At 40.0% G+C, this 21,136-nt stretch carries 22 protein-coding genes and 2 riboswitches; of the genes, 19 read left to right on the plus strand and 3 right to left on the minus strand.

Features of this window, described 5'->3' with window-relative positions; all coding sequences use genetic code 11:
• Positions 1-91 precede the first annotated feature (91 nt).
• Complete coding sequence (locus V7150_RS04980) at positions 92-1,003, minus strand: nuclease-related domain-containing protein (RefSeq protein ID WP_335514297.1); 912 nt, start codon at positions 1,001-1,003, stop codon at positions 92-94.
• A 199-nt stretch (positions 1,004-1,202) separates the two neighbouring features.
• Here V7150_RS04980 and V7150_RS04985 point away from each other — a divergent pair, with 199 nt between their 5' ends.
• The 17 genes from V7150_RS04985 (at position 1,203) to yunB (ending at position 17,889) form a co-directional block, all read left to right on the plus strand.
• Positions 1,203-2,465 carry an MFS transporter gene (locus V7150_RS04985; RefSeq protein ID WP_335514300.1) on the plus strand — a complete coding sequence of 421 codons (1,263 nt, stop codon included), beginning with the start codon at positions 1,203-1,205 and terminating at the stop codon, positions 2,463-2,465.
• A 172-nt stretch (positions 2,466-2,637) separates the two neighbouring features.
• Entirely contained in the window at positions 2,638-2,976 is a 339-nt protein-coding gene (locus tag V7150_RS04990) for a hypothetical protein (RefSeq protein WP_335514301.1), read from the plus strand.
• Between the two features lie 98 nt (positions 2,977-3,074).
• Positions 3,075-3,177, plus strand: a riboswitch (SAM riboswitch).
• A 64-nt stretch (positions 3,178-3,241) separates the two neighbouring features.
• Positions 3,242-4,558, plus strand: coding sequence for an O-acetylhomoserine aminocarboxypropyltransferase/cysteine synthase family protein (locus V7150_RS04995; protein ID WP_335514303.1), 1,317 nt, complete (start codon positions 3,242-3,244; stop codon positions 4,556-4,558).
• Between the two features lie 132 nt (positions 4,559-4,690).
• Positions 4,691-4,796, plus strand: a riboswitch (SAM riboswitch).
• 136 nt (positions 4,797-4,932) lie between these two features.
• Positions 4,933-5,958 carry a methionine ABC transporter ATP-binding protein gene (locus V7150_RS05000; protein ID WP_335514395.1) on the plus strand — a complete coding sequence of 342 codons (1,026 nt, stop codon included), beginning with the start codon at positions 4,933-4,935 and terminating at the stop codon, positions 5,956-5,958.
• Positions 5,951-6,619: a methionine ABC transporter permease gene (locus V7150_RS05005; RefSeq protein WP_335514306.1), complete on the plus strand. Its 669-nt coding sequence runs from the start codon at positions 5,951-5,953 to the stop codon at positions 6,617-6,619. The genes V7150_RS05000 and V7150_RS05005 overlap by 8 nt, the downstream gene beginning before the upstream one ends.
• Positions 6,620-6,632: 13 nt before the next feature.
• A complete protein-coding gene (locus V7150_RS05010; protein ID WP_335514309.1) occupies positions 6,633-7,472 on the plus strand; it encodes a MetQ/NlpA family ABC transporter substrate-binding protein in 840 nt (279 codons plus the stop codon).
• A gap of 465 nt (positions 7,473-7,937) precedes the next feature.
• Positions 7,938-8,084, plus strand: coding sequence for a hypothetical protein (locus V7150_RS05015; protein ID WP_335514312.1), 147 nt, complete (start codon positions 7,938-7,940; stop codon positions 8,082-8,084).
• A gap of 2 nt (positions 8,085-8,086) precedes the next feature.
• Positions 8,087-8,872, plus strand: a complete 786-nt coding sequence (gene sufC / locus V7150_RS05020) for a Fe-S cluster assembly ATPase SufC (protein WP_283920060.1) — start codon at positions 8,087-8,089, stop codon at positions 8,870-8,872.
• A 21-nt stretch (positions 8,873-8,893) separates the two neighbouring features.
• Positions 8,894-10,204 carry a Fe-S cluster assembly protein SufD gene (gene sufD, locus V7150_RS05025; protein ID WP_335514318.1) on the plus strand — a complete coding sequence of 437 codons (1,311 nt, stop codon included), beginning with the start codon at positions 8,894-8,896 and terminating at the stop codon, positions 10,202-10,204.
• Entirely contained in the window at positions 10,204-11,433 is a 1,230-nt protein-coding gene (locus V7150_RS05030) for a cysteine desulfurase (RefSeq protein WP_335514323.1), read from the plus strand. The genes sufD and V7150_RS05030 overlap by 1 nt, the downstream gene beginning before the upstream one ends.
• Complete coding sequence (gene sufU, locus V7150_RS05035; RefSeq protein WP_283920057.1) at positions 11,423-11,860, plus strand: Fe-S cluster assembly sulfur transfer protein SufU; 438 nt, start codon at positions 11,423-11,425, stop codon at positions 11,858-11,860. The genes V7150_RS05030 and sufU overlap by 11 nt, the downstream gene beginning before the upstream one ends.
• A 51-nt stretch (positions 11,861-11,911) precedes the next feature.
• Positions 11,912-13,309 carry a Fe-S cluster assembly protein SufB gene (gene sufB, locus V7150_RS05040; protein ID WP_335514329.1) on the plus strand — a complete coding sequence of 466 codons (1,398 nt, stop codon included), beginning with the start codon at positions 11,912-11,914 and terminating at the stop codon, positions 13,307-13,309.
• A 213-nt stretch (positions 13,310-13,522) separates the two neighbouring features.
• A complete protein-coding gene (locus V7150_RS05045; protein WP_335514331.1) occupies positions 13,523-14,368 on the plus strand; it encodes a DUF72 domain-containing protein in 846 nt (281 codons plus the stop codon).
• Positions 14,369-14,479: 111 nt separating this feature from the next.
• Positions 14,480-15,301, plus strand: coding sequence for a sulfite exporter TauE/SafE family protein (locus V7150_RS05050; protein WP_335514334.1), 822 nt, complete (start codon positions 14,480-14,482; stop codon positions 15,299-15,301).
• A gap of 9 nt (positions 15,302-15,310) precedes the next feature.
• The gene (locus V7150_RS05055) at positions 15,311-16,663 is read left to right on the plus strand and encodes a bifunctional metallophosphatase/5'-nucleotidase (protein ID WP_335514336.1); all 1,353 of its coding nucleotides are present in this window, start codon (positions 15,311-15,313) and stop codon (positions 16,661-16,663) included.
• A 60-nt stretch (positions 16,664-16,723) separates the two neighbouring features.
• A complete protein-coding gene (locus tag V7150_RS05060) occupies positions 16,724-17,026 on the plus strand; it encodes a YunC family protein (RefSeq protein ID WP_335514398.1) in 303 nt (100 codons plus the stop codon).
• Positions 17,027-17,109: 83 nt separating this feature from the next.
• Positions 17,110-17,889 (plus strand): sporulation protein YunB, encoded by a 780-nt coding sequence (yunB, locus tag V7150_RS05065; protein ID WP_335514340.1) that lies wholly within the window; start codon positions 17,110-17,112, stop codon positions 17,887-17,889.
• A gap of 24 nt (positions 17,890-17,913) precedes the next feature.
• Here yunB and V7150_RS05070 read toward each other — a convergent pair whose 3' ends face one another.
• Complete coding sequence (locus tag V7150_RS05070; RefSeq protein ID WP_335514343.1) at positions 17,914-18,909, minus strand: M23 family metallopeptidase; 996 nt, start codon at positions 18,907-18,909, stop codon at positions 17,914-17,916.
• Positions 18,910-19,124: 215 nt separating this feature from the next.
• Here V7150_RS05070 and lipA point away from each other — a divergent pair, with 215 nt between their 5' ends.
• Positions 19,125-20,042, plus strand: coding sequence for a lipoyl synthase (gene lipA / locus V7150_RS05075; protein WP_335514346.1), 918 nt, complete (start codon positions 19,125-19,127; stop codon positions 20,040-20,042).
• A gap of 40 nt (positions 20,043-20,082) precedes the next feature.
• Here the strand turns inward: lipA and V7150_RS05080 are convergent, their stop codons facing one another.
• Positions 20,083-20,703: a YhcN/YlaJ family sporulation lipoprotein gene (locus V7150_RS05080; protein ID WP_335514402.1), complete on the minus strand. Its 621-nt coding sequence runs from the start codon at positions 20,701-20,703 to the stop codon at positions 20,083-20,085.
• A 126-nt stretch (positions 20,704-20,829) separates the two neighbouring features.
• Here V7150_RS05080 and V7150_RS05085 point away from each other — a divergent pair, with 126 nt between their 5' ends.
• Entirely contained in the window at positions 20,830-21,105 is a 276-nt protein-coding gene (locus V7150_RS05085; RefSeq protein WP_335514349.1) for a YutD family protein, read from the plus strand.
• Positions 21,106-21,136: the final 31 nt, after the last annotated feature.

A 21,136-nucleotide genomic window follows, 5' to 3' on the forward strand; every position in this document is an offset into this window, starting at 1 on the left:
AAAAAAATTAATTGTGCCCTGCTCAGGAAAAGAAAGGTAGCTGCGGTCACAAAAATTAATTGTGCCCAAGGCAGGAAAAAGGAGTTCGTCATTACTCATAATAGGAACCTTTTGTCTTTCCAATGTATCTCAAGTTCTGCTTCAAAATCCTCCTAATTGTTTTTACCGACTCCACCACCTTACACCATTCATGAACCACAACAGTGGTAATCTTTTTATCCGGAAAAAGCAGCTTCAATTCCTCTACAGTCCTCAATAAAACGTGATCAATATCTTCTTGGTGTTCACAAACTTCACATACGAATTTCCTTTCAACGACAGTGGTCTTTAATGAGTGGCATGCAGAACAAATGATACCCTTTTTTAGTTGAGCATAATCATAGAGAGGTAACCTGTTATGAGGTGATTCAATTTGATGCAAAGAAACTAATTGGTTAGCCATCTCTTTGTGAAATCCGTTTAATTTTGATGACCTCATCTTTAATTTTTTTATAAAACGATTGAGCTGATTCGGATAAATAATAGGTTTGTTAAGAGGGGCTTGATATAAATTAAACTCGGGGTTGATAAAGACAACATATGCCTCGATAGGTATCCGATACCCTAGATTCTGGAGCAGTTGACGGAGCAAGGATTCACTTCGTTCAAGCTGTTGCAGTGGATTCTTAATTTCCTTTTCTTTTTTGGAAATCGTATAGAACCTGTCATTTTCAAAATAAAAATCACCTTCGTAATTTTTCACTTCGAAAAGGTATAGAGTTTCTTGAGTCAACATTAATGAATCAATTTGAAATTTACTGCCGCTAGATTCAAGAAACAAGTCATTTAAAATATAGCTTTGACATTGAAGTTTTTCTGTCAAAAAGTCAAACATTACTTCACCCTCATAACCCTTTACAAGATTATGAAAGTGTTGTTTGTCTTTTTCACCCAAAGGCATTCGGGCGTTAAGGATTCTCAGAATTATTGCTTCAACTGGTTCAGAGCGAGGTTTAAAATTCATATTCCACTTCCTTTCCAATTACATTTTATAAAAAAAACCCCGAAATCGTATATGAGTATTTGAATACTTTTCAACATTTTGCCAAAAAATTCGATTATGCCGGAAATACACAAAAAATCAGAAATTTCACCATTTACAAAAACTTCTGTTATGCATTATGATACTTAGGGATACGAAATAACCAAAGGGGCGAAACCAAATGGCCTTTTATTATAACTGGGCTGCACAATTTCAAACGTATAATCGGAACATCAAGTTAAGCTTTATGGCAAATATTTTCACGCAAATAGGCCTTGGCATTTTCATGGTTATTTACAATTTTTATATCCGTAAACTCGGCTACACAGAGGCGGTTAATGGCCAGGTAATTGCGATGACCTCGCTTGCTACAGCGATTATCCTAGTACCGGCAGGACTCATTAGTGACCGTTATGGGCGAAAAAGAGTATTTTTTTATGGCATCTTAATTTCTGGAGCAGTATTGCTGTTGAGGAGTATTTTTTCCACACAAGGGGTGCTAATCTCACTTGCCTTTACCAGCGGTTTGACAATGGCCTTCTTGCAGGTATCAGGTATTCCATGGCTCGCCGAAAATTCAACTGCGGAACAGAGGGTGAACCTATTCAGCCTTTATTTTGCCTTTATGACCGCTGCGAATGTTATCGGTAACCTCTTAGGCGGAATGTTAACGGACATATTTTCTTCCTTTGCCAGCGATATAAATAGCATCCGTTTCACCTTGATCATTGGGGCAGTCATTTATCTAATTGGAATCTTTCCGACAATGAAATTCGATGAACTTCCTAAACAGAAACCAGCTGAAAAGAAGAAATTTAACCCTTCAATAGCTTGGAAAAATGATGGAATGAAGTTGATTGTATTATTTGCGATTGCGCAGCTATTGATTGGCTTTGGAGCAGGGCTTGTTATTCCATATTTAAATCTGTATTTTGCAGACCGCTTTAGCGCTTCCACAACATCAATCGGTTTAATCATCTCACTTGGGCAAGCAGCAACGGCCTTAGCGATGTTTATTGGTCCGCTCGTGGTCAAAAAAGTCGGTGACGTGAAGGCAGTTGTTTATTTACAGCTTGCATCTCTTCCATTCCTTTTATTAACAGCTTATACAGAACAGTTATGGCTGGCGGCACTTGGTTTTCTTTTTCGCCAAGCATTAATGAACGCCGGTAACCCAATCCAAATGTCATTAATGATGTCGAAAGTAAACGACTCGATGAAGGGACTCGCGAATTCAGTTAACCAAATGGTGTTTAATTTAGGGTGGGCATTCATGGGGCCGGTTTCCACAGGAATTGTTGTAAAATACGGCTCGTATTGGGGCTACGCCTATGTGTTCACGATTACCGCAACATTATATCTAATCGGTTCCATTTATTTCTTCCTGGTATTTAAAGGGTTCACCGGTAAAAAAGAAACGTCAGCACCTGCTAAAATTTCATAAAGATACGACATATTTCTCAGGAAATTGCCGAAACACTGCCAAAGCATAAAGAAATGTCGAGTGATAGCCGAAACACTGCCAAAGCATAGAGAAATGTCGAGTGATAATAAAAGGAATCCGTCCCCACTTGCTGAATTAGTAATGTAAAAGTGAGTAGACCGGAGTGATGTAAATGATCGATGCGATAAAAACATTTCTAGTAAAAATCAAAGATCAGGGGCATGTCCTACCCTTAATTCATCAGGCCGATATACAGGTAAACCTTCATTGTGATCAGCAAATCATTCAGTTAAACATAAAAAATGGCGGAATACTTTTCTTGCAAAATCTTGACGGACAGCAGGTGAAATACGAGATTAGCGGATCCCCAACCGCAATGAAACAGCTCTTTGAAGGGACGGAAAGGCTTAGGGTTCTTGAACAGCAAGGGCAATTGAAGGCTTCAACACCATTACGAACTACTCTTTTACTAGAGTCGATTTTCTTTTTAACAAAAGCACAGAACAGCTAGTTCATAAAAATAATTTAATCAAAGGTATTGACTCGGAATTAATCTTCATGTAATCTATTATTTAAATATTCTATCAATAAAAATAATTCAATAAAGCATTCTTATCAAGAGTGGTGGAGGGACTGGCCCTATGAAGCCCGGCAACCGGTTTGTAACACGGTGCTAAATCCAGCAGAGCTTTAAAGCTCTGGGAGATGAGAAGAGAGAGCCCCCTCTTCTTATGAATTGGGGGCTTATTAATTTATCAAAGGAGGAGGAACTTAGTATGGCAGAAAATCAAAAGAAATATCGATTTGAAACTTTAAGTGTTCATGGTGGTTTGGCTCCGGATCCGGTGACAGGCGCTCGTGCTGTTCCGATTTATCAAAACAATGCCTATCAATTTAAAAATACCGAACATGCGGCAAACCTTTTCAGCTTAGCGGAACCTGGCTACATATATACCCGGATTCACAATCCAACGACCACTGTTTTTGAAGAAAGGGTGGCATTATTAGAAGGCGGCGTTGGCGCCCTTGCAGTTGCGAGCGGCATGGCAGCGATTACGCTCGCGATTTTAAACCTTGCCCAAGCGGGGGATGAAATTGTCGCTGCATCGAACCTTTATGGCGGAACCTACAATTTATTTGCTGTTACTCTTCCGAAATATGGAATTAACGTAAAATTTGTTGATGCTGATGATCCAGAAAATTTCCGGACTGCAATTACGGAAAAAACAAAAGCAGTTTTTGCAGAAACAATTGGTAATCCAAGCTTACGTGTACTAGATATTGAAAAAACAGCAGAAATTGCTCATGAGGTCGGGATTCCATTAATTATTGACAATACCTTTGCAACGCCGTATCTATGCCGGCCAATCGAGTATGGTGCCGACATTGTCGTACACTCGGCGACTAAATGGCTTTTAGGTAATGGGACAACAACAGGCGGCATTATTGTTGACGGTGGTAAGTTTGATTGGAATTCACCGAAATTCCCTGGCTTCACGACTCCGGATGCTAGCTATCATGATCTTGTTTATGCAGAAGCTCTCGGTGCTGCGGCTTATATCATTAAAGCCCGCGTGCAATTATTGCGTGATCTTGGCCCTGCCCTTAGTCCGCAAAATGCCTTCCAGTTTACGCTTGGACTTGAAACCCTTCATGTCCGAATGAAGGAGCATGTGTCCAATACAAGACAAATAGTCGATTATTTACTAAATCACCCTGCGGTTGACTGGGTTTCCTATCCTGGGCATCCTTCACACCCTGACCATGAATTAGCGAAAAAGTATCTTCCAAAAGGCACAGGATCGATGGTGATCTTTGGTATTAAAGGCGGCAAAGCAGCAGGGGCTAAACTGATTGATTCGTTATCACTATGGGCACATGTTGCCAATGTTGGCGATGCAAAAAGCTTAATCATTCACCCGGCAAGTACGACACATCAGCAATTAGATGCGGAAGGACTTAAGGCGGCAGGTGTTCCAGAGGATTTAATCCGACTTTCCATCGGAATCGAAAATGTAGAAGATTTAATCGAGGATCTCGAATCAGCGATTGAGGCAGCAACAGGCTTAGCTTCGTTGAAGGCAAATGCCTAAAAATTACCTAGTTGTATTTTTTCGAAAATGAAGAAATTTCCGTTGACACCCCTTTTCATCCATGATACGATAGCTTTCGTAATTAAATTACGTAAATCATTTAATGTGTTAATTGAATATAGAAGCTGTTAGCTCTTATCAAGAGAGGTGGAGGGATGTGCCCGATGAAGCCCGGCAACCGTCAATTTTATTGAAATGGTGCCAATTCACACAAAGCATTTGCTTTGGGAGATGGGAGAAAGGTTTAGTTCGTAATGCCTTTCTGCCTGCGCAGAGAGGCTTTTTATTTTTCAAAATAGTTGAATCTTTACGCTAAAACAGTTAAACCCTATATTCAAGTAACTGTTAATCAGGATAAGAAGCAGGTGATTCAAGTGATTTCAATTAAAAATGTCAGCAAGATTTATCCTTCCAAGCAAGGTGAGCTAAAGGCAGTCGATCAGGTGAAGCTTGAGATCCAAGAAGGAGAAATTTTCGGAGTGATTGGTTATAGTGGTGCTGGGAAAAGTACCTTAATCCGCATGTTAAATGGACTGGAACTGCCAACTGATGGAAGTGTCACGGTTGCTGGACGGGTTATTTCAAAGATAAAGGGTGCTGAACTTCGAAAAGCCCGTCAGGAAATCAGCATGATTTTCCAGCATTTTAATTTGCTGTGGTCCAGAACAGTGGGTGAAAATATTGCTTTTCCACTAGAAATTGCAGGTGTCAAAGGGCCGGAAAGAAAGGAACGGGTGGCAGAGCTTGTTAAGCTGGTTGGTCTAGAGGGCCGTGAAAATGCTTATCCTTCCCAGCTTAGCGGAGGGCAAAAGCAACGGGTTGGTATTGCTAGAGCGCTTGCAAATAACCCTAAGGTGCTGCTTTGTGATGAAGCGACTTCAGCCCTCGATCCGCAAACGACCGATTCGATTTTAGAATTGTTAGTGGATATCAATAAGCGGCTCGGTTTAACGATTGTTTTGATTACTCATGAAATGCATGTCATTCGTAAAATCTGTCACCGGGTGGCTGTGATGGAAAGCGGCAGAGTAGTTGAACTTGGTTCTGTCCTCGATGTGTTTAAAAATCCGCAGCAGCCGATCACTAAACGATTTGTGCAGCAGGTATCAGAGCCTGAGGAAACGAAGGAAACAGCAGATCATATGCTTGAAAACTATCGTTCAGGTCGAATTGTCCAATTAACGTTTATTGGTGAATCGGCTGAGCAGCCGCTGATTACGAATTTAATCCGCCATTATAATGTCATCGTTAACATCCTGCAAGGGAAAATTTCGCAAACTCAAAGTGGTTCGTACGGAACGCTTTTCATTCATATCGATGGGAACGAAGAAGAAGTGGATAAGGCAGTCGATTTTATTCGTTCACAGCAGGTAGGAGTGGAGGTGGTTACAAATGATTAATCAATATTTTCCCAATGTTGATTGGCTCATTATGTGGGAAGAAACAAAGAATACCCTTTATATGACGGGTATATCTGTTCTTGTTACGTTTATTTTAGGCACTATACTTGGATTAATATTATTTCTTACTGCAAAAGGGAATATATGGGAAAATAAACCGATTAATACGGTTATCAGTGCGATTGTTAATATCTTTCGCTCAATTCCCTTTATTATCTTAATTGTGTTATTAATTCCATTTACAACGTTTTTAGTAGGAACGATGATTGGAGAAAATGCTGCAATGCCAGCACTAATTATTGGTGCTGCTCCGTTTTACGCAAGGATGGTTGAAATTGGTCTCAGAGAAATTGATAAAGGTGTCATTGAAGCCGCAAAGTCAATGGGAGCAACAACTGGAACCATCATTTGGAAGGTATTATTGCCGGAATCAATGCCGGCACTTATTTCAGGGATTACCGTCACAGCAATTGCTCTTGTTGGGTACACGGCGATGGCAGGAGCGATTGGTGCCGGTGGTTTAGGTAGTCTCGCTTACAACTACGGATTTCAACGAAACCAAAATGATGTTACATTTGTCGCTACGGTTATCATTTTAATTATAGTATTTGTGATTCAATTTATTGGAGATTTCATCACATCAAAACTAGATAAACGATAAAGGAGAGGTCAGCATGAAGAAATTATTAAGTTTACTTTTAGCATTATCCATCGTATTTGTTGTAGCTGCCTGTGGGAAAACGGAGGAAAAATCTAGTGGTACAAGTGAAAAAGGCGAAACAACAAAATTAGTTATTGGAGCTTCTACCGTTCCTCACGCAGAAATTCTTGAAAAAGCAAAACCAATTTTAAAAGAAAAAGGCATTGATCTTAAAATTGAAACATTTACAGACTATGTGTTGCCAAACAAGGCCTTAAAGTCAAAAGAATTAGACGCGAACTATTTCCAGCACATCCCATACCTAGAGGGTCAAAATAAAGAGTTTGGCTATGGTTTTGTCAATGCTGGAGGCATCCACATCGAGCCAATCGGTATTTATTCAAAAAAATACAAAAAGCTTAGCGATCTTCCAGAAGGCGCACACATAATCATGAGCAATTCTGTAGCTGACCATGGCCGTCTGCTTTCATTACTTGAAAAAGAAGGCTTAATCAAGTTAAAAGACGGAATCGATAAAACAAAAGCTGAGCTAAAAGATGTAGTAGAAAATCCTAAGAAGCTTAAATTTGATGCAAACTATGAGGCCAAATTATTACCACAGATTTTTAATAATGGCGAAGGTGATGCGGTATTAATTAATTCAAACTTTGCGATTGATGGCGGCCTTAACCCTGTAAAGGATTCTATTGCAATTGAAGATAAAGAATCACCGTATGTGAACATCATTGCTGTTCGTAAAGGTGATGAAAACAAAGAAGCGATAAAAACACTTGTAGAAGTTTTACATTCAAAAGAAATTCAAGACTTTATTCTTGAAAAATACAAAGGTGCCGTTGTTCCGGTTTCTGAGTAACATATTAATAGGAAGAAAGACATTAGTCAGTGATTGATTCACTGGCTTTTTCTATTTCTACCGGGGCTAGTCACTTCATACATGAATCCTGCTAATTGGGTAAAAATAGAAGGGATTTAACACTTTGAATCAGTTGGAAATGTCCAAAAAATGAGGTATGATTTTAAACGGGTGTATATTACATAGTTATTTATATTCCTGTATTAACGGGCAGTAAGCCCCATATTTCAAGAATTTGATAGAATGATGGGTAAACGGGAGCAACAACCCGTAAAGCCTGATTAGTGCAGCTAATCATCAGTGGGGAAGAACCCTGCTGATGGAAGTTTCGTTTTATCAGAATTTTCTCTACTAAACCATTCGCATTCTCATTTAGAGCCTTCTTAATGAAAATAGTACCTTTGTTTTTACAGTTTAAGTGTTGCTAATACATTTCATTTGTTATAAGATTGGAATGAGAATAAAATGAGAATAGAAATACAGACCAAAGCGGTCTATAAAGAAAACTTGCCGATTGGCGAGCCGTTAGGCGATGACAGAGGCGTAGTTGCACTTATGCCGATAGTGATTTTCTATCGGCCAGGATACAAAACTTTCTTTTCGGAGGTATAGATATGGCTGGATCAACTTTAACGATCAAAGATTTACATGTAGAAATTGATGGGAAAGAAATTTTAAAAGGTGTAAACCTTGAAATAAAGGGTGGAGAAATCCACGCAATCATGGGTCCAAACGGTACTGGTAAATCCACATTGTCATCGGCAATCATGGGCCACCCAAAATATGAAGTAACTAGCGGAAACATTACATTAGATGGACAAAACGTCCTTGAAATGGAAGTAGATGAGCGTGCACGTGCAGGTCTATTCTTAGCGATGCAATATCCAAGTGAGATTAACGGCGTAACAAATGCTGATTTTTTACGTTCAGCAATCAATAGCCGCCGAGGAGAAGGAAACGAGATTTCTCTTATGAAGTTTATCCGTCAAATGGATAAGCAAATGGAATTCCTTGAAATGGACCTTGATATGGCACAGCGCTATTTAAACGAAGGTTTCTCCGGCGGAGAGAAAAAGCGTAATGAAATCTTGCAATTAATGATGCTTCAACCAAAAATTGCAATCTTGGATGAAATCGACTCTGGATTAGACATTGATGCCTTAAAGGTTGTTTCTAAGGGAATCAATGAAATGCGCGGCGAAGAGTTTGGCTGCTTAGTGATCACCCACTATCAACGTCTTTTAAACTATATCACTCCTGACTATGTGCACGTAATGATGCAAGGCCGTATTGTGAAATCTGGCGGTCCGGAACTGGCACAACGCTTAGAAGCAGAAGGATATGACTGGATCAAGCAAGAGCTCGGAATTGAAGATGAAACAGTTGGGCAAGAAGCGTAAGAGAGTGTTAGGAGGATTACAATGACAACAGAAACAAAATTACCATTTGATAATGGGTTTGTAAGTTCTTTTTCAAAAGAAATGAGCGAGCCTGCATGGTTTGAAGAGTTTCGTCTAAAGGCATTAAATGATTTTGATCAACTGCCAATGCCTAGACCTGATAAAACGAAAATCGATAAATGGAATTTCACTCAATTCAATCAACATACTGTAAAAAGCGATGTATATCCATCACTTGCTGAACTTCCGGAAGAAGTAAAGTCATTAGTTGATTTGGATGCGGAAATGAAGAATTTATATATTCAACGAAACCAAACTCCTGCTTTTTTATCGTTATCAGAAGACTTGAAAAGCAAAGGTGTTATTTTTACTGATATTTTCACCGCTGCAAGGGAACATGGAGATCTATTGAAAAAGTATTATATGACGCAGGCCATTAACGTTGATGAACATCGCTTAACTGCACTTCATGCGGCACTTGTAAACGGTGGAGTTTTCTTATACGTTCCAAAAAATGTGGAAATTACTGAACCAATTCAAGCTGTTTATGTACACGACAATGCCGAAGCTAATCTATTTAACCATGTTATTGTTGTAGCAGATGATAATAGCTCAGTAACATATGTAGAGAACTATATTTCTACAATGGAAACATCTAATGCTTTAGTCAATATCTTGACTGAAGTGATTGCTAATGTAAATGCAAAGGTTCAATATGGTGCTGTTGATACCTTGGCTAAAGGAATTACCACTTATGTAAATCGCCGCGGTGTTGCCGGAAGAGATTCCCGCATTGAATGGGCTCTTGGTCTAATGAACGAGGGAAATACAATTTCTGAAAACACAACGAATCTACTTGGTGATGGTTCCTATGGCGATACAAAAACAGTTGTCGTCGGACGTGGGGAGCAAACACAAAACTTTACCACGAAGGTTGTTCATTTTGGAAAGCATACAGTAGGAACTATTTTAAATCATGGTGTTGTGAAGGAAAGTGCGACATCGATCTTTAACGGAATTGGCAAAATAGAACATGGAGCATCTAAATCTGATGCAGAACAAACCTCACGTGTTCTTATGCTAAGTGAAAAAGCACGTGGAGACGCAAATCCAATTTTGCTAATTGATGAAGATGATGTTGTAGCTGGCCATGCTGCCTCTGTAGGCCGCGTCGATCCAGTCCAATTGTATTACCTCATGAGCCGAGGGATCCCTAAAACAGAAGCTGAGCGTTTAGTGATTCATGGTTTCCTTGCACCAGTTGTTAAACAACTTCCGATTGATGGAGTAAAGAAACAGCTAACTGAAGTGATCGAAAGGAAAGTACGCTAATGAATATCGGGGATATTCGCAAGCAGTTTCCAATATTAGATCAAGAAGTTAATGGCAAGCCATTGGTATATTTGGATAGTTCGGCAACATCACAAAAGCCCCTCCAAGTAATCGAGGCTATTGAAAAATATTATCGTGAAATCAATTCCAATGTCCATCGCGGTGTGCATACACTAGGAACAAGAGCAACTGATGCATATGAAGGGGCAAGGGAAAAGGTTCGTAAGTTTATAAATGCGAAATCGACTCAGGAAGTTATCTTTACAAGAGGGACAACGACTTCAATCAATACGGTGGCAGCAAGCTATGCTGCCGCGAACGTAAAAGAAGGCGACGAAATTGTTATTACCTATATGGAGCACCATAGTAATATTATTCCGTGGCAGCAGGTAGCGAGACGGACAGGTGCCCAGTTAAAGTATATTCCACTGCAAGAGGATGGCACCATTTCCCTTGATGATGTTCGTGCTGCAATTACGCCAAACACTAAAATAGTGTCTGTGATGCATGTGTCAAACGTCCTTGGCGTCATTAATCCTGTAAAAGAAATTGCTCAAATTGCCCACGAAAATGGCGCAGTCATGGTTGTCGATGGTGCTCAAAGTGCACCGCATATGAAAATTGATGTCCAAGACTTAGATTGTGATTTTTTTGCCTTTTCCGGACATAAAATGTGCGGTCCGACCGGCATTGGTGTTCTTTATGGAAAAAAACAGCTGCTTGAAAACATGGAGCCGATCGAATTTGGCGGTGAAATGATTGATTTCGTCCATTTGTACGAATCAACATGGAAGGAGCTGCCTTGGAAATTTGAAGGCGGGACACCTATTATTGCGGGTGCTATTGGTCTTGGGGCCGCCATCGACTTTTTAAATGAAGTTGGCTTAGACAATATTGCTGAGCATGAACATAAACTTGCTGCCTATGCCTTAGAAAAAATGTCAGCTGTTGAAGGAATGACCATTTATGGACCGCTTGATGCATCCAAGCGTGCAGGACTCGTCACTTTTAATATTAGTGATGTACATCCACATGATGTTGCAACGGTTTTGGATGCAGAAGGTATTGCTGTCCGCGCTGGACATCATTGTGCCCAGCCGCTGATGAGATGGCTTAAAGCTTCAGCAACTGCACGTGCCAGCTTCTATTTATATAATACGGAAGAAGATATTGATAAACTTGTTGAAGGGCTTGTCAAAACAAAGGAGTATTTCAGCGATGTCTTCTAATTTAGATGCACTTTACCGAAGAGTAATTATGGACCATTATAAAAACCCTCGTAATCGCGGCGTTTTAGAAGATGGCAGCCATACGATTAATATGAATAACCCTACCTGCGGAGACCGAATTCAATTGACTTTTAAAGTCGAAGATGGAATCGTCACTGATGCCAGGTTTGAGGGTGAAGGCTGTTCCATTTCAATGTCATCAGCGTCGATGATGACACAGGCGATTAAAGGGAAAAAAGTCGAAGATGCTTTACAATTATCACAAATTTTTTCTGATATGATGTTAGGAAAAGAGCCAGACGATTCTATTGATTTAGGTGATATTGAAGCACTTCAAGGTGTTTCCAAGTTTCCAGCTCGTATCAAATGCGCTACATTAGCATGGAAGGCGATGGAAAAAGGGTTAAATGAAGAGGAACAAGAATAGGACGTTGGGGCGACGTATAGCCCCTTCGTTTAAGAATGGAGGAATACGACGATGGCGAAAAAAATGCCTGAGATCGGTGATTATAAATATGGTTTTGCCGATAAAGACGTTTCCATATTCCGATCAAAACGTGGTTTAACACGTGAGATTGTTGAAGAAATTTCAAAGATGAAGGGTGAACCACAGTGGATGCTCGACTTCCGCTTAAAATCACTCGAGCATTTTTATAATATGCCAATGCCTCAATGGGGCGGCGACTTGAATTCATTAAACTTTGATGAAATCACATACTATGTAAAGCCGTCAGAAAAATCTGAGAAATCATGGGACGAGGTACCGGAAGAAATTAAAGCAACCTTTGATAAGCTGGGAATTCCTGAGGCAGAGCAAAAGTACCTTGCCGGTGTTTCTGCGCAATATGAATCAGAGGTTGTTTACCATAACATGAAGGAAGACCTTGAAGAGTTGGGAATTGTCTTTAAAGATACCGATTCCGCTTTAAGAGAAAATGAAGATATTTTCCGTGAGCACTGGGCAAAGGTTATTCCACCAACTGACAACAAATTTGCGGCTCTAAACTCAGCTGTTTGGTCTGGCGGGTCATTTATTTATGTTCCACCAGGTATAAAAGTGGATACTCCGTTACAAGCCTATTTCCGGATTAACTCTGAAAACATGGGGCAATTTGAACGGACTCTTATCATCGTTGACGAGGGTGCACACGTTCATTACGTTGAAGGCTGTACGGCACCGGTGTATACAACCAATTCCTTGCATAGTGCCGTTGTTGAGATCGTTATTAAAAAGAATGCCTACTGCCGTTATACAACAATTCAAAACTGGGCAAACAACGTTTATAACCTTGTAACCAAGCGTGCAGTCTGTGAAGAAAACGCAACTATGGAATGGATTGACGGTAATATCGGTTCCAAGTTAACAATGAAATATCCTGCTGTTATTTTAAAAGGTGAAGGGGCCCGCGGTATGACGTTGTCGATTGCGATTGCCGGTAAAGGCCAGCACCAGGATGCCGGAGCAAAAATGATTCACTTAGCTCCAAATACATCTTCAACCATCGTGTCGAAATCGATTTCTAAGCATGGCGGTAAAGTAACCTATCGCGGTATTGTTCAATTTGGCCGTAAAGCCGATGGCGCCCGTGCCAATATCGAATGTGATACGCTGATTATGGATAATCAATCAACATCGGATACAATTCCATATAACGAAATCTTAAATGACAATATCTCGCTTGAGCACGAAGCGAAGGTATCTAAAGTATCTGAAGAGCAGCTCTTCTACCTAATGAGCCGCGGTATTTCAGAACAAGAAGCTACAGAGATGATTGTTATGGGCTTCATCGAGCCGTTTACTAAAGAATTACCAATGGAGTATGCCGTTGAAATGAACCGCTTGATCAAGTTCGAGATGGAAGGTTCCATCGGTTAATATTTTTGAAAAAATTTACCCGCTTGCTGAATTGGCAGGCGGGTTTTTGTGTTGGAAACCAGGTTAACTATCGAGTGAGAATGAATAACTGGCGGATTAGCGCTGCCAATTGGCGGTAGAGCACTTCCAACATGAAAAAATTACGCTTTTCGAAGAATCTGCCATATGATGCAAAACTGGTTATGCTATTATTAATAAATGGAGGTGAGTTTCTTGATCTATATTGGTGTAACAGGATGGGGCGATCATGATAGCCTATATCCGAATCAAACACAATCACGGGATAAGCTTAAGGTATATGCTGGTCATTTTCCGATTGTAGAAGTCGATTCGGCTTTTTATTCGATTCAACCAAAAAGAAACGCTGAAAAATGGGTCAATGAAACGCCAAAGTGTTTCCAGTTTATCGTAAAAGCCTACCAAGGAATGACCGGCCATCAGCGTGGCGAAATTCCTTTTGAAACTAAACAAGCGATCTTCAAGACCTTTAAAGACTCATTAGAACCATACATACAACAAAATAAATTAGCTATGGTCCTGTTTCAATTCCCACCATGGTTTACTTGTAGACGGGAAAATGTTGATTATATAAGATGGTGTAAACATGAAATGGACGACATACCCTGTGCCTTAGAGTTTAGACATCAATCATGGTTTGCACCTGCATATCTTCAAAAAACGCTCGATTTTATGAAGACAGAAAAATGGATTCATAGTATTTGTGATGAACCCCAATCCGGGGAAGGGTCGATTCCCACAGTACTTGAAGTAACTGATCCACTAAATGTCCTTGTCAGATTTCATGGCCGTAATGTTAATGGCTGGCAAAAGCGAAACGCAGAAAACTGGCGCGAAGTTCGTTACCTTTATCGCTATAATCAAAAAGAGCTGCAGGAATGGGCAGATCGCGTCGAAAGGTTAGCTAAGGAATGTGATAACGTTTATCTCCTGTTTAACAACAACTCCGGCGGTGATGCGGCGGACAATGCAAAAGAAATGATGAATCTTTTACAAATAGAATATGAGGGACTCGCTCCAAGGCAGCTGGATTTATTTTGAAAATCGAACTTGATCGAGACGCCCTATTTTTTTAGGTGATTTTTCATACGTTTTAGAAAGACAATATAAGATTTTTGCATAACAACACAGACACTAGAAGGTGAAAACAAAATGGAATGGATTATATTAGTTTTAGTAGGTCTGGTTGCGAGCTCATTGGGTTCGCTTATCGGAATGGGTGGAGGAATCATTGTTGTTCCTACATTGCTTTACTTAGCAACTTTGTCAACATTCAGCAACTTAACTCCGCAGGTAGTGGTTGGGACTTCTCTCTTCACGATGATTTTTACCGGTTTATCCTCGACGTTAGCCTATATGAAACATAAAACGGTAGATTATAAAAGCGGATTAATCTTTCTTATTGGCAGCGGGCCAGGGAGTATTCTTGGTGCGTGGGTAACAGAAAAATTAGATTTGCACTCTTTCAATATCTATTTCGGTCTCTTTATTTTGTTTGTCTCGATTGTATTGGTCGTCAAAGATAAATTAAGGCCCCTTCCCTATCGGAAAGATAAGGGCATTGTTCGTACCTTTACCGACAATAGTGGAAAAACCTTTGAATATGGTTTTAGTCCAATCACCGCCGTCATCATTTCCTTCATTGTAGGATTTTTATCAGGTATTTTTGGGATTGGCGGCGGCTCGCTCATGGTCCCAACGATGATCTTGTTATTTTTCTTTCCACCTCATGTAGCAACGGCAACGTCAATGTTCATGATTTTACCAACATCCATCTTAAGCTCCATCACTCATATCGCCTTGGGAAATGTTAACTGGCTATATGCATTGGCGTTAATACCGGGAGCATGGATTGGCGCTAAGGTGGGAGTATTTTTAAATTCAAAACTAAAGAGCAAAACGATAGTCTTGATTATTAGAATCATCCTTGTTGTTGTTGGTATTCGCCTAATTTATCAAGGATTTGCTGGGTAAGGTTGAAAAATGGAAACGATTCATATTTACCATACCAATGATTTTCACAGTCACTTTGAACATTGGCCGCGAATATTGCAATTTCTACAACAGAAAAAAAAGCTTCATCGGCAGCAAGATGAGGATGTCTTCCTCTTTGATATTGGTGATTTCCTTGATCGTTGGCATCCGTTTACCGAGGCGACGAAAGGAAAGGGAAATATCACCCTATTAAATGAGTGCCAATATACAGCTGTCACGATTGGGAATAATGAAGGGGTTAACCTTCCCTATGAAGATTTAAATCATTTATATGACAATGCCCAGTTTGATGTTCTTGTCGCAAACCTTTATCACAAAAATGGTATTTATCCGGATTGGGTAAAACCTTATAAGATTTATCATACAAAAAAGGGAACACGGGTGGGCGTAATCGGCCTTACTGCACATTTTATACATCTATATGAATTGCTTGGCTGGAAGCTGACAGAGCCAATTGCTGAGTTGAAAAAGTGGCTTGGCCCCTTAAAGAAAGAAGCGGACTTAATCATCGTATTGTCCCATCTTGGCATTCATGATGACGAACGGATTGCTGTAGAATTCCCTGAAATCGATGTTATATTAGGTGCTCATACCCATCACTTGTTTGAAAAAGGAAAACTAGTGGGTAATACACTCCTTGGAGCCGCTGGTAAGTATGGATATTATGTTGGCCAAATAGCCATCAATCTGAATGAACAAAAGGCTGTTACCCACCAGGAAGCGGTTCTTTATGACGTTAATGATCTCCCAGCTCCTCGAAACGAAAAGGAGCGAATAAATACTTTTTCAAAAAAGGGAAAGGAACTATTAAATCAAAGGGTAACGATTCTCAGCGAACCTTTGGTTCACAATCCATTTCATGAAACGAATTTTTCCCTTTTGCTTGCCAGGACATTAAGAGAATGGTGTGGGGCAGATTGTGCCATGGTTAACGCGGGTCTTCTTTTAGGAACCTTATCTGGAGAGGTCACAAATTACGATTTACTTGAGGCGTGTCCACACCCTATTAATCCGTGTGTAGTAGAATTGACGGGAAAGGAATTAAAGGAAATTTTATTACAGACAAAAGACGAGTGCTTACAACATAAGCAAATAAAAGGTCTCGGTTTTAGAGGTACTATTCTAGGCGTGTTTGTCTATGATGGTATTCGTTTTGAGAAGAATAAAATTTTTATTAATGGCAGGGAATTGGAGCAAGAAAGAGGTTATACGTTAGCCCTGCCGGATATGTTTACGTTTGGTCATTTTTTCAAAGAAGTACTGCCGTATAAGGAGAAAAAGTATTTCCTGCCGGAATTTTTGCGAGATTTATTAAAATGGAAACTGCAGATGCATTCCTAACCATCACCTATTTTCCATCACCATCATACTGTGATAGGGAGGAAAGGAGTGTGGGTCCCTTTGATTGATCTTTCGCCAATTGCAATTAACGGCCATACCTTTTTGGCTGTTACTGTCTTACTTCCAAAAACCACCTTATTAACGGTGTCAAATGATAAAGGATATATTATGTGTGGTGCTTTAGATGTGGGCTTATTAAATGAAAAATTAAAGGATCGCAAAATTATTGCCGGCCGGGCTGTTGGGGTGAGAACCATCGACCAGCTTCTCAATGCCCCGTTAGAGTCTGTAACATTAGAGGCAGAAGAATTAGGGATTCATCAAGGGATGATTGGTAAAGACGCCTTGCTTAAAATGGTTTAAATGCTTGCTTATGATTAGCAGGCTTTTTTTATGGGCTAGCTCCTCTTTTTCAGGCATACATATAGCTTGAAGGGGTGATTTCTTTGGCAAAATTTCGACGACGGTTTTTTAAGCGGGGACCGTTGCCATTTCGATATGTTATGCTGCTGACATTCGTTTTTTTCCTTTTCTCTACTGCTACAGGTTTGGTGCTCGTAAACAAGGGAATTGAGCCTGCCTTAATGAGGTATGCTGAATCCGAAACCCGTAATATTGCTTCACTTGTTATTAATAGGGCCATTACAAAACGGACGACCAATGTTGGGGAAAATAATGATGTTATTAAAATAACACCAAGCAGTGATGGGAAAAAGCAAAACGCCCAGTTGAATACGGATTTAATTAATCGGGTTTTGGCAGAAACAACCGCTCAAATTCAAAAAAATTTAAAAACAGCCAAGAAAGGTGATATTGCCTTATTAGAATCAGATGTTGAAATTGAAACAGAAAATACGGGAAAAGAAGATGGAATTGTCTGGTATGTGCCATTAGGACAGTCAACGAATATTTCGTTGCTAGGGAATATTGGACCGAAAATACCGGTAAAATTCCATGCTATCGGTGAAGTGGAACCGGATGTTCATATTGATACAAAAGAAATGGGGATTAATAATACATGGGTGCAGGTTTCTGTTGAAATAGAAGTATCTGTGCAAATTATTACTCCGTTTGCGACAAAAATTACGAAGCTAAAACAAAGCATTCCGGTGGGTGGTACGTTAGTGGAAGGAGAGGTTCCACAATTCTATAACGGCGGAGGCAGTGTAACACCATCAATTCAGTTGCCGGAAAATAAGACTGATACGAAAAAATCAGGAAATTAATAGGACTATCCGCAATGGACAGTCCTATTTCCGTTTCATATTCATCCGCTCAAGACGTTTCCATTTTGCAAGGTGTGGATAAGGATCAAACGACCATTCCGTAATTCCATTGTCCTTATACATTCCGTAATGTAAGTGTGGCGGGAATTTTCCGGAGGTGCCTGGAGGCCCATATCCAGAACTGCCGACACCGCCAATAACCATTCCAGGCTCAACAATTTGGCCGACCCTTAAATCTTTAGCAAAACCGCTAAGATGGGCGAAGTAATGGTACGTGTTATTAATGTCGCGGATACCGATTCTCCAGCCGCCAAACTTGTTCCATCCCTTCATTTCAATAATCCCATAGCTTGTAGCACGTACTGGGACTCCGTAACCGGCGAAAATATCGGTACCTTCATGGATTCTTCTTCCACCCCAGCCGCGGGCATCCCCCCAGGTGCTGCGATAGCTGTGATTACTGTTAAGAGGAACTGGGAAAACCTGTTTATCTAAATCCAGCCTGCCAAAATGACGATAAATTTTTGCTTTTCCTTCAATAATTCCTACGGTTTTATCGCGATGATAGTAATTCCATAAACCAATTTTTATATTATCTTGATCGATTCCAAATGAAAGAAGATAATTTGCAAACGCATATAAAACATCCTCATCACTCTTTAAGCTCGCTTTTCTATCTCCATCTCCATCAACACCAATACCATTAAAAAACTGAATAATGGCTGGGTTTTCTTCCGTAGGGTTAGGATTGGTTAAACCTCCCCATTGTTCAGGCTTGAAATAAATTGAAATGGTACTTTCTGGTTTTGGTAAATCGCGGCGGGCAAAACGAATGCTTCTTTCATATTGATCAATAGCCGCTAAATAATACCAAGGAATTTGGGTAACCGTTTCAACTTTTTTATATAGCTTCAATCTTTCCTGATAGGGATCAGGTTCTTCTTTTGCATGAGCATCCCTGACAGACAATGTAGAAGTAAAGAGTATAAGGATAGTTCCAATAATGAGAACAGCCCGCAACAGGAATCCTCCTTCCAATTAATGTACAAGGTTAGTTTATGACTATTAGGCTATTTCATTATCGCTAATAATTGGTAATCAAAAAATGAACCATAAAATCAATGGATTTAGGATTGGTAAAAAGAAACAACTAGTTGAATGCTTGTCGTTCCTATTTCAGTATGATAAAGTGACAACAGAAGATTATACATAATGGGATTTCAAGGGGTGTCAAAATGAGTAAAAAAGAAGAAATTTTACGTAAGCCGGAATGGCTAAAAATAAAGCTGAACACCAATGAGTCTTACACAGGCTTAAAGAAAATGATGCGTGAAAAGAATCTTCACTCGGTTTGTGAGGAGGCCCGCTGCCCGAATATTCACGAATGCTGGGCAGTAAGACGTACAGCAACCTTTATGATACTAGGAGATACTTGTACACGTGCCTGCCGCTTCTGTGCGGTAAAAACAGGGCTGCCAACAGAACTTGATTGGCAGGAGCCGGAAAGAGTAGCTGATTCTGTTCAATTGATGAACCTAAAGCATGTCGTCGTTACAGCAGTAGCTCGTGATGATTTAAAAGATGGCGGCGCGGCTGTGTTTGCTGAAACAGTTAAAGCTATTCGCCGGAAAAATCCATTCACAAGTATCGAAGTCCTTCCTTCCGATATGGGCGGCAAGGAAGAAAATTTAAAGGTGTTAATGGATGCGAAACCGGATATCCTAAATCATAACATTGAGACAGTTAAACGGTTAACTCCAAGAGTCAGAGCACGCGCGAAATATGATCGTTCTCTTGAGTTTCTCCGCCGTGCAAAAGAAATGAAGCCAAGCATTCCAACAAAATCAAGCTTAATGATTGGTCTTGGTGAAACAAAAGAAGAAATTCTAGAAGTCATGGATGATTTAAGGGCGAATCATGTGGATATCATGACCATTGGACAATATCTGCAGCCGACCAAGGGTCATTTAAAGGTAGAAAAGTACTATAGCCCTGATGAATTTAAAGAATTACAGCAAATTGCCATCAGCAAAGGGTTTAGCCATTGCGAGGCAGGCCCGCTTGTCCGCTCTTCGTATCATGCCGATGAACAAGTCAATGCCGCAGCGAAGCACAAGCAATTGCTTGGTGAAAAGAAAGCAAAAGAAGCGTAATAAAGAAAGAGTTCAGCCTGTAATAGGCTTGAACTCTTTTTTAACGATTTGTTTTATCATCCGGTGTCAGGCCATTTGCATCTTCACTTGAATTTACTCGCTGGCCTTGTGGAGATTTTTTCATTTGCGTAATGAGCCCATTGACCAAATTACGGGCATTTTTGCCTGTTGAATCGGTGTTAGCCAGGTTTTCAACATCGCGCATTAACACTTTATTATCTGTGACATAGACGTGGTAATATCTTGGCACAACCGACATCGCGGTCTTTTTTACTTGGTCAGCTGTTAGATTACGGTCTTTTGAATTGGTATCATAGGCAATTAACACTTCTTGGTCTGTGACAAGTGTTGCCACGTCATTGACATTAGGAATATTTGTACTATACTTGCTTATTATGTTCGCGAGCTGCTCACGGTCAAGTGCTGTGTAATGGTTATTCGCTGTTTTATCATTCATCAACGGACTCTTTTGGTGGCGGACATAGCCATAATCGTTGCTTACGTTACGAACTCCCCGACTTGCTCCTTCATTGTAAAGCTCATGTCTTTTATTATTGACGTTAATGGTATTGCCGCTTTCTTCATAAATATCGTTTTTTGCAGTATCCTTTGTGCATCCGGTTAACGTAGTGATCGTACATAATCCTGCAATTATGAGCATTTTTTTCAATTTCTACACCTCCTTTTATTAGAATAGCCAAAGGGAGGTTTTTTTTTCTTAGTAATTGATGGGGAATCGGTTATAATGGGTATTAGGTATTTGCTGGGTAAAATGAGGTGAATGAGGATGATTGTTATCAACAATACCGTTTATGAAATTCTGCAGGAATATCGGGATGGGTATAATGAAGAAGCCTTTAAAGCAAGGTACAGCGATATTTTATCAAGATATGATTATATTGTTGGCGATTGGGGTTATGGGCAGCTACGCCTAAAGGGTTTCTTCGATGATCAAAATCAAAAGGCTACATTTGATACAAAAATAAGCACCCTGAGTGAGTTTCTTTATGAATACTGCAATTTCGGCTGTGCCTATTTTGTTTTAAAAAAGGTGAAAAAATGAGAAGGATCAGGAAACTGACTCTTCTCATTTT

It is taken from the genome of Neobacillus drentensis (assembly GCF_036965245.1).
Classification (GTDB): domain Bacteria; phylum Bacillota; class Bacilli; order Bacillales; family Cytobacillaceae; genus Neobacillus; species Neobacillus drentensis_G.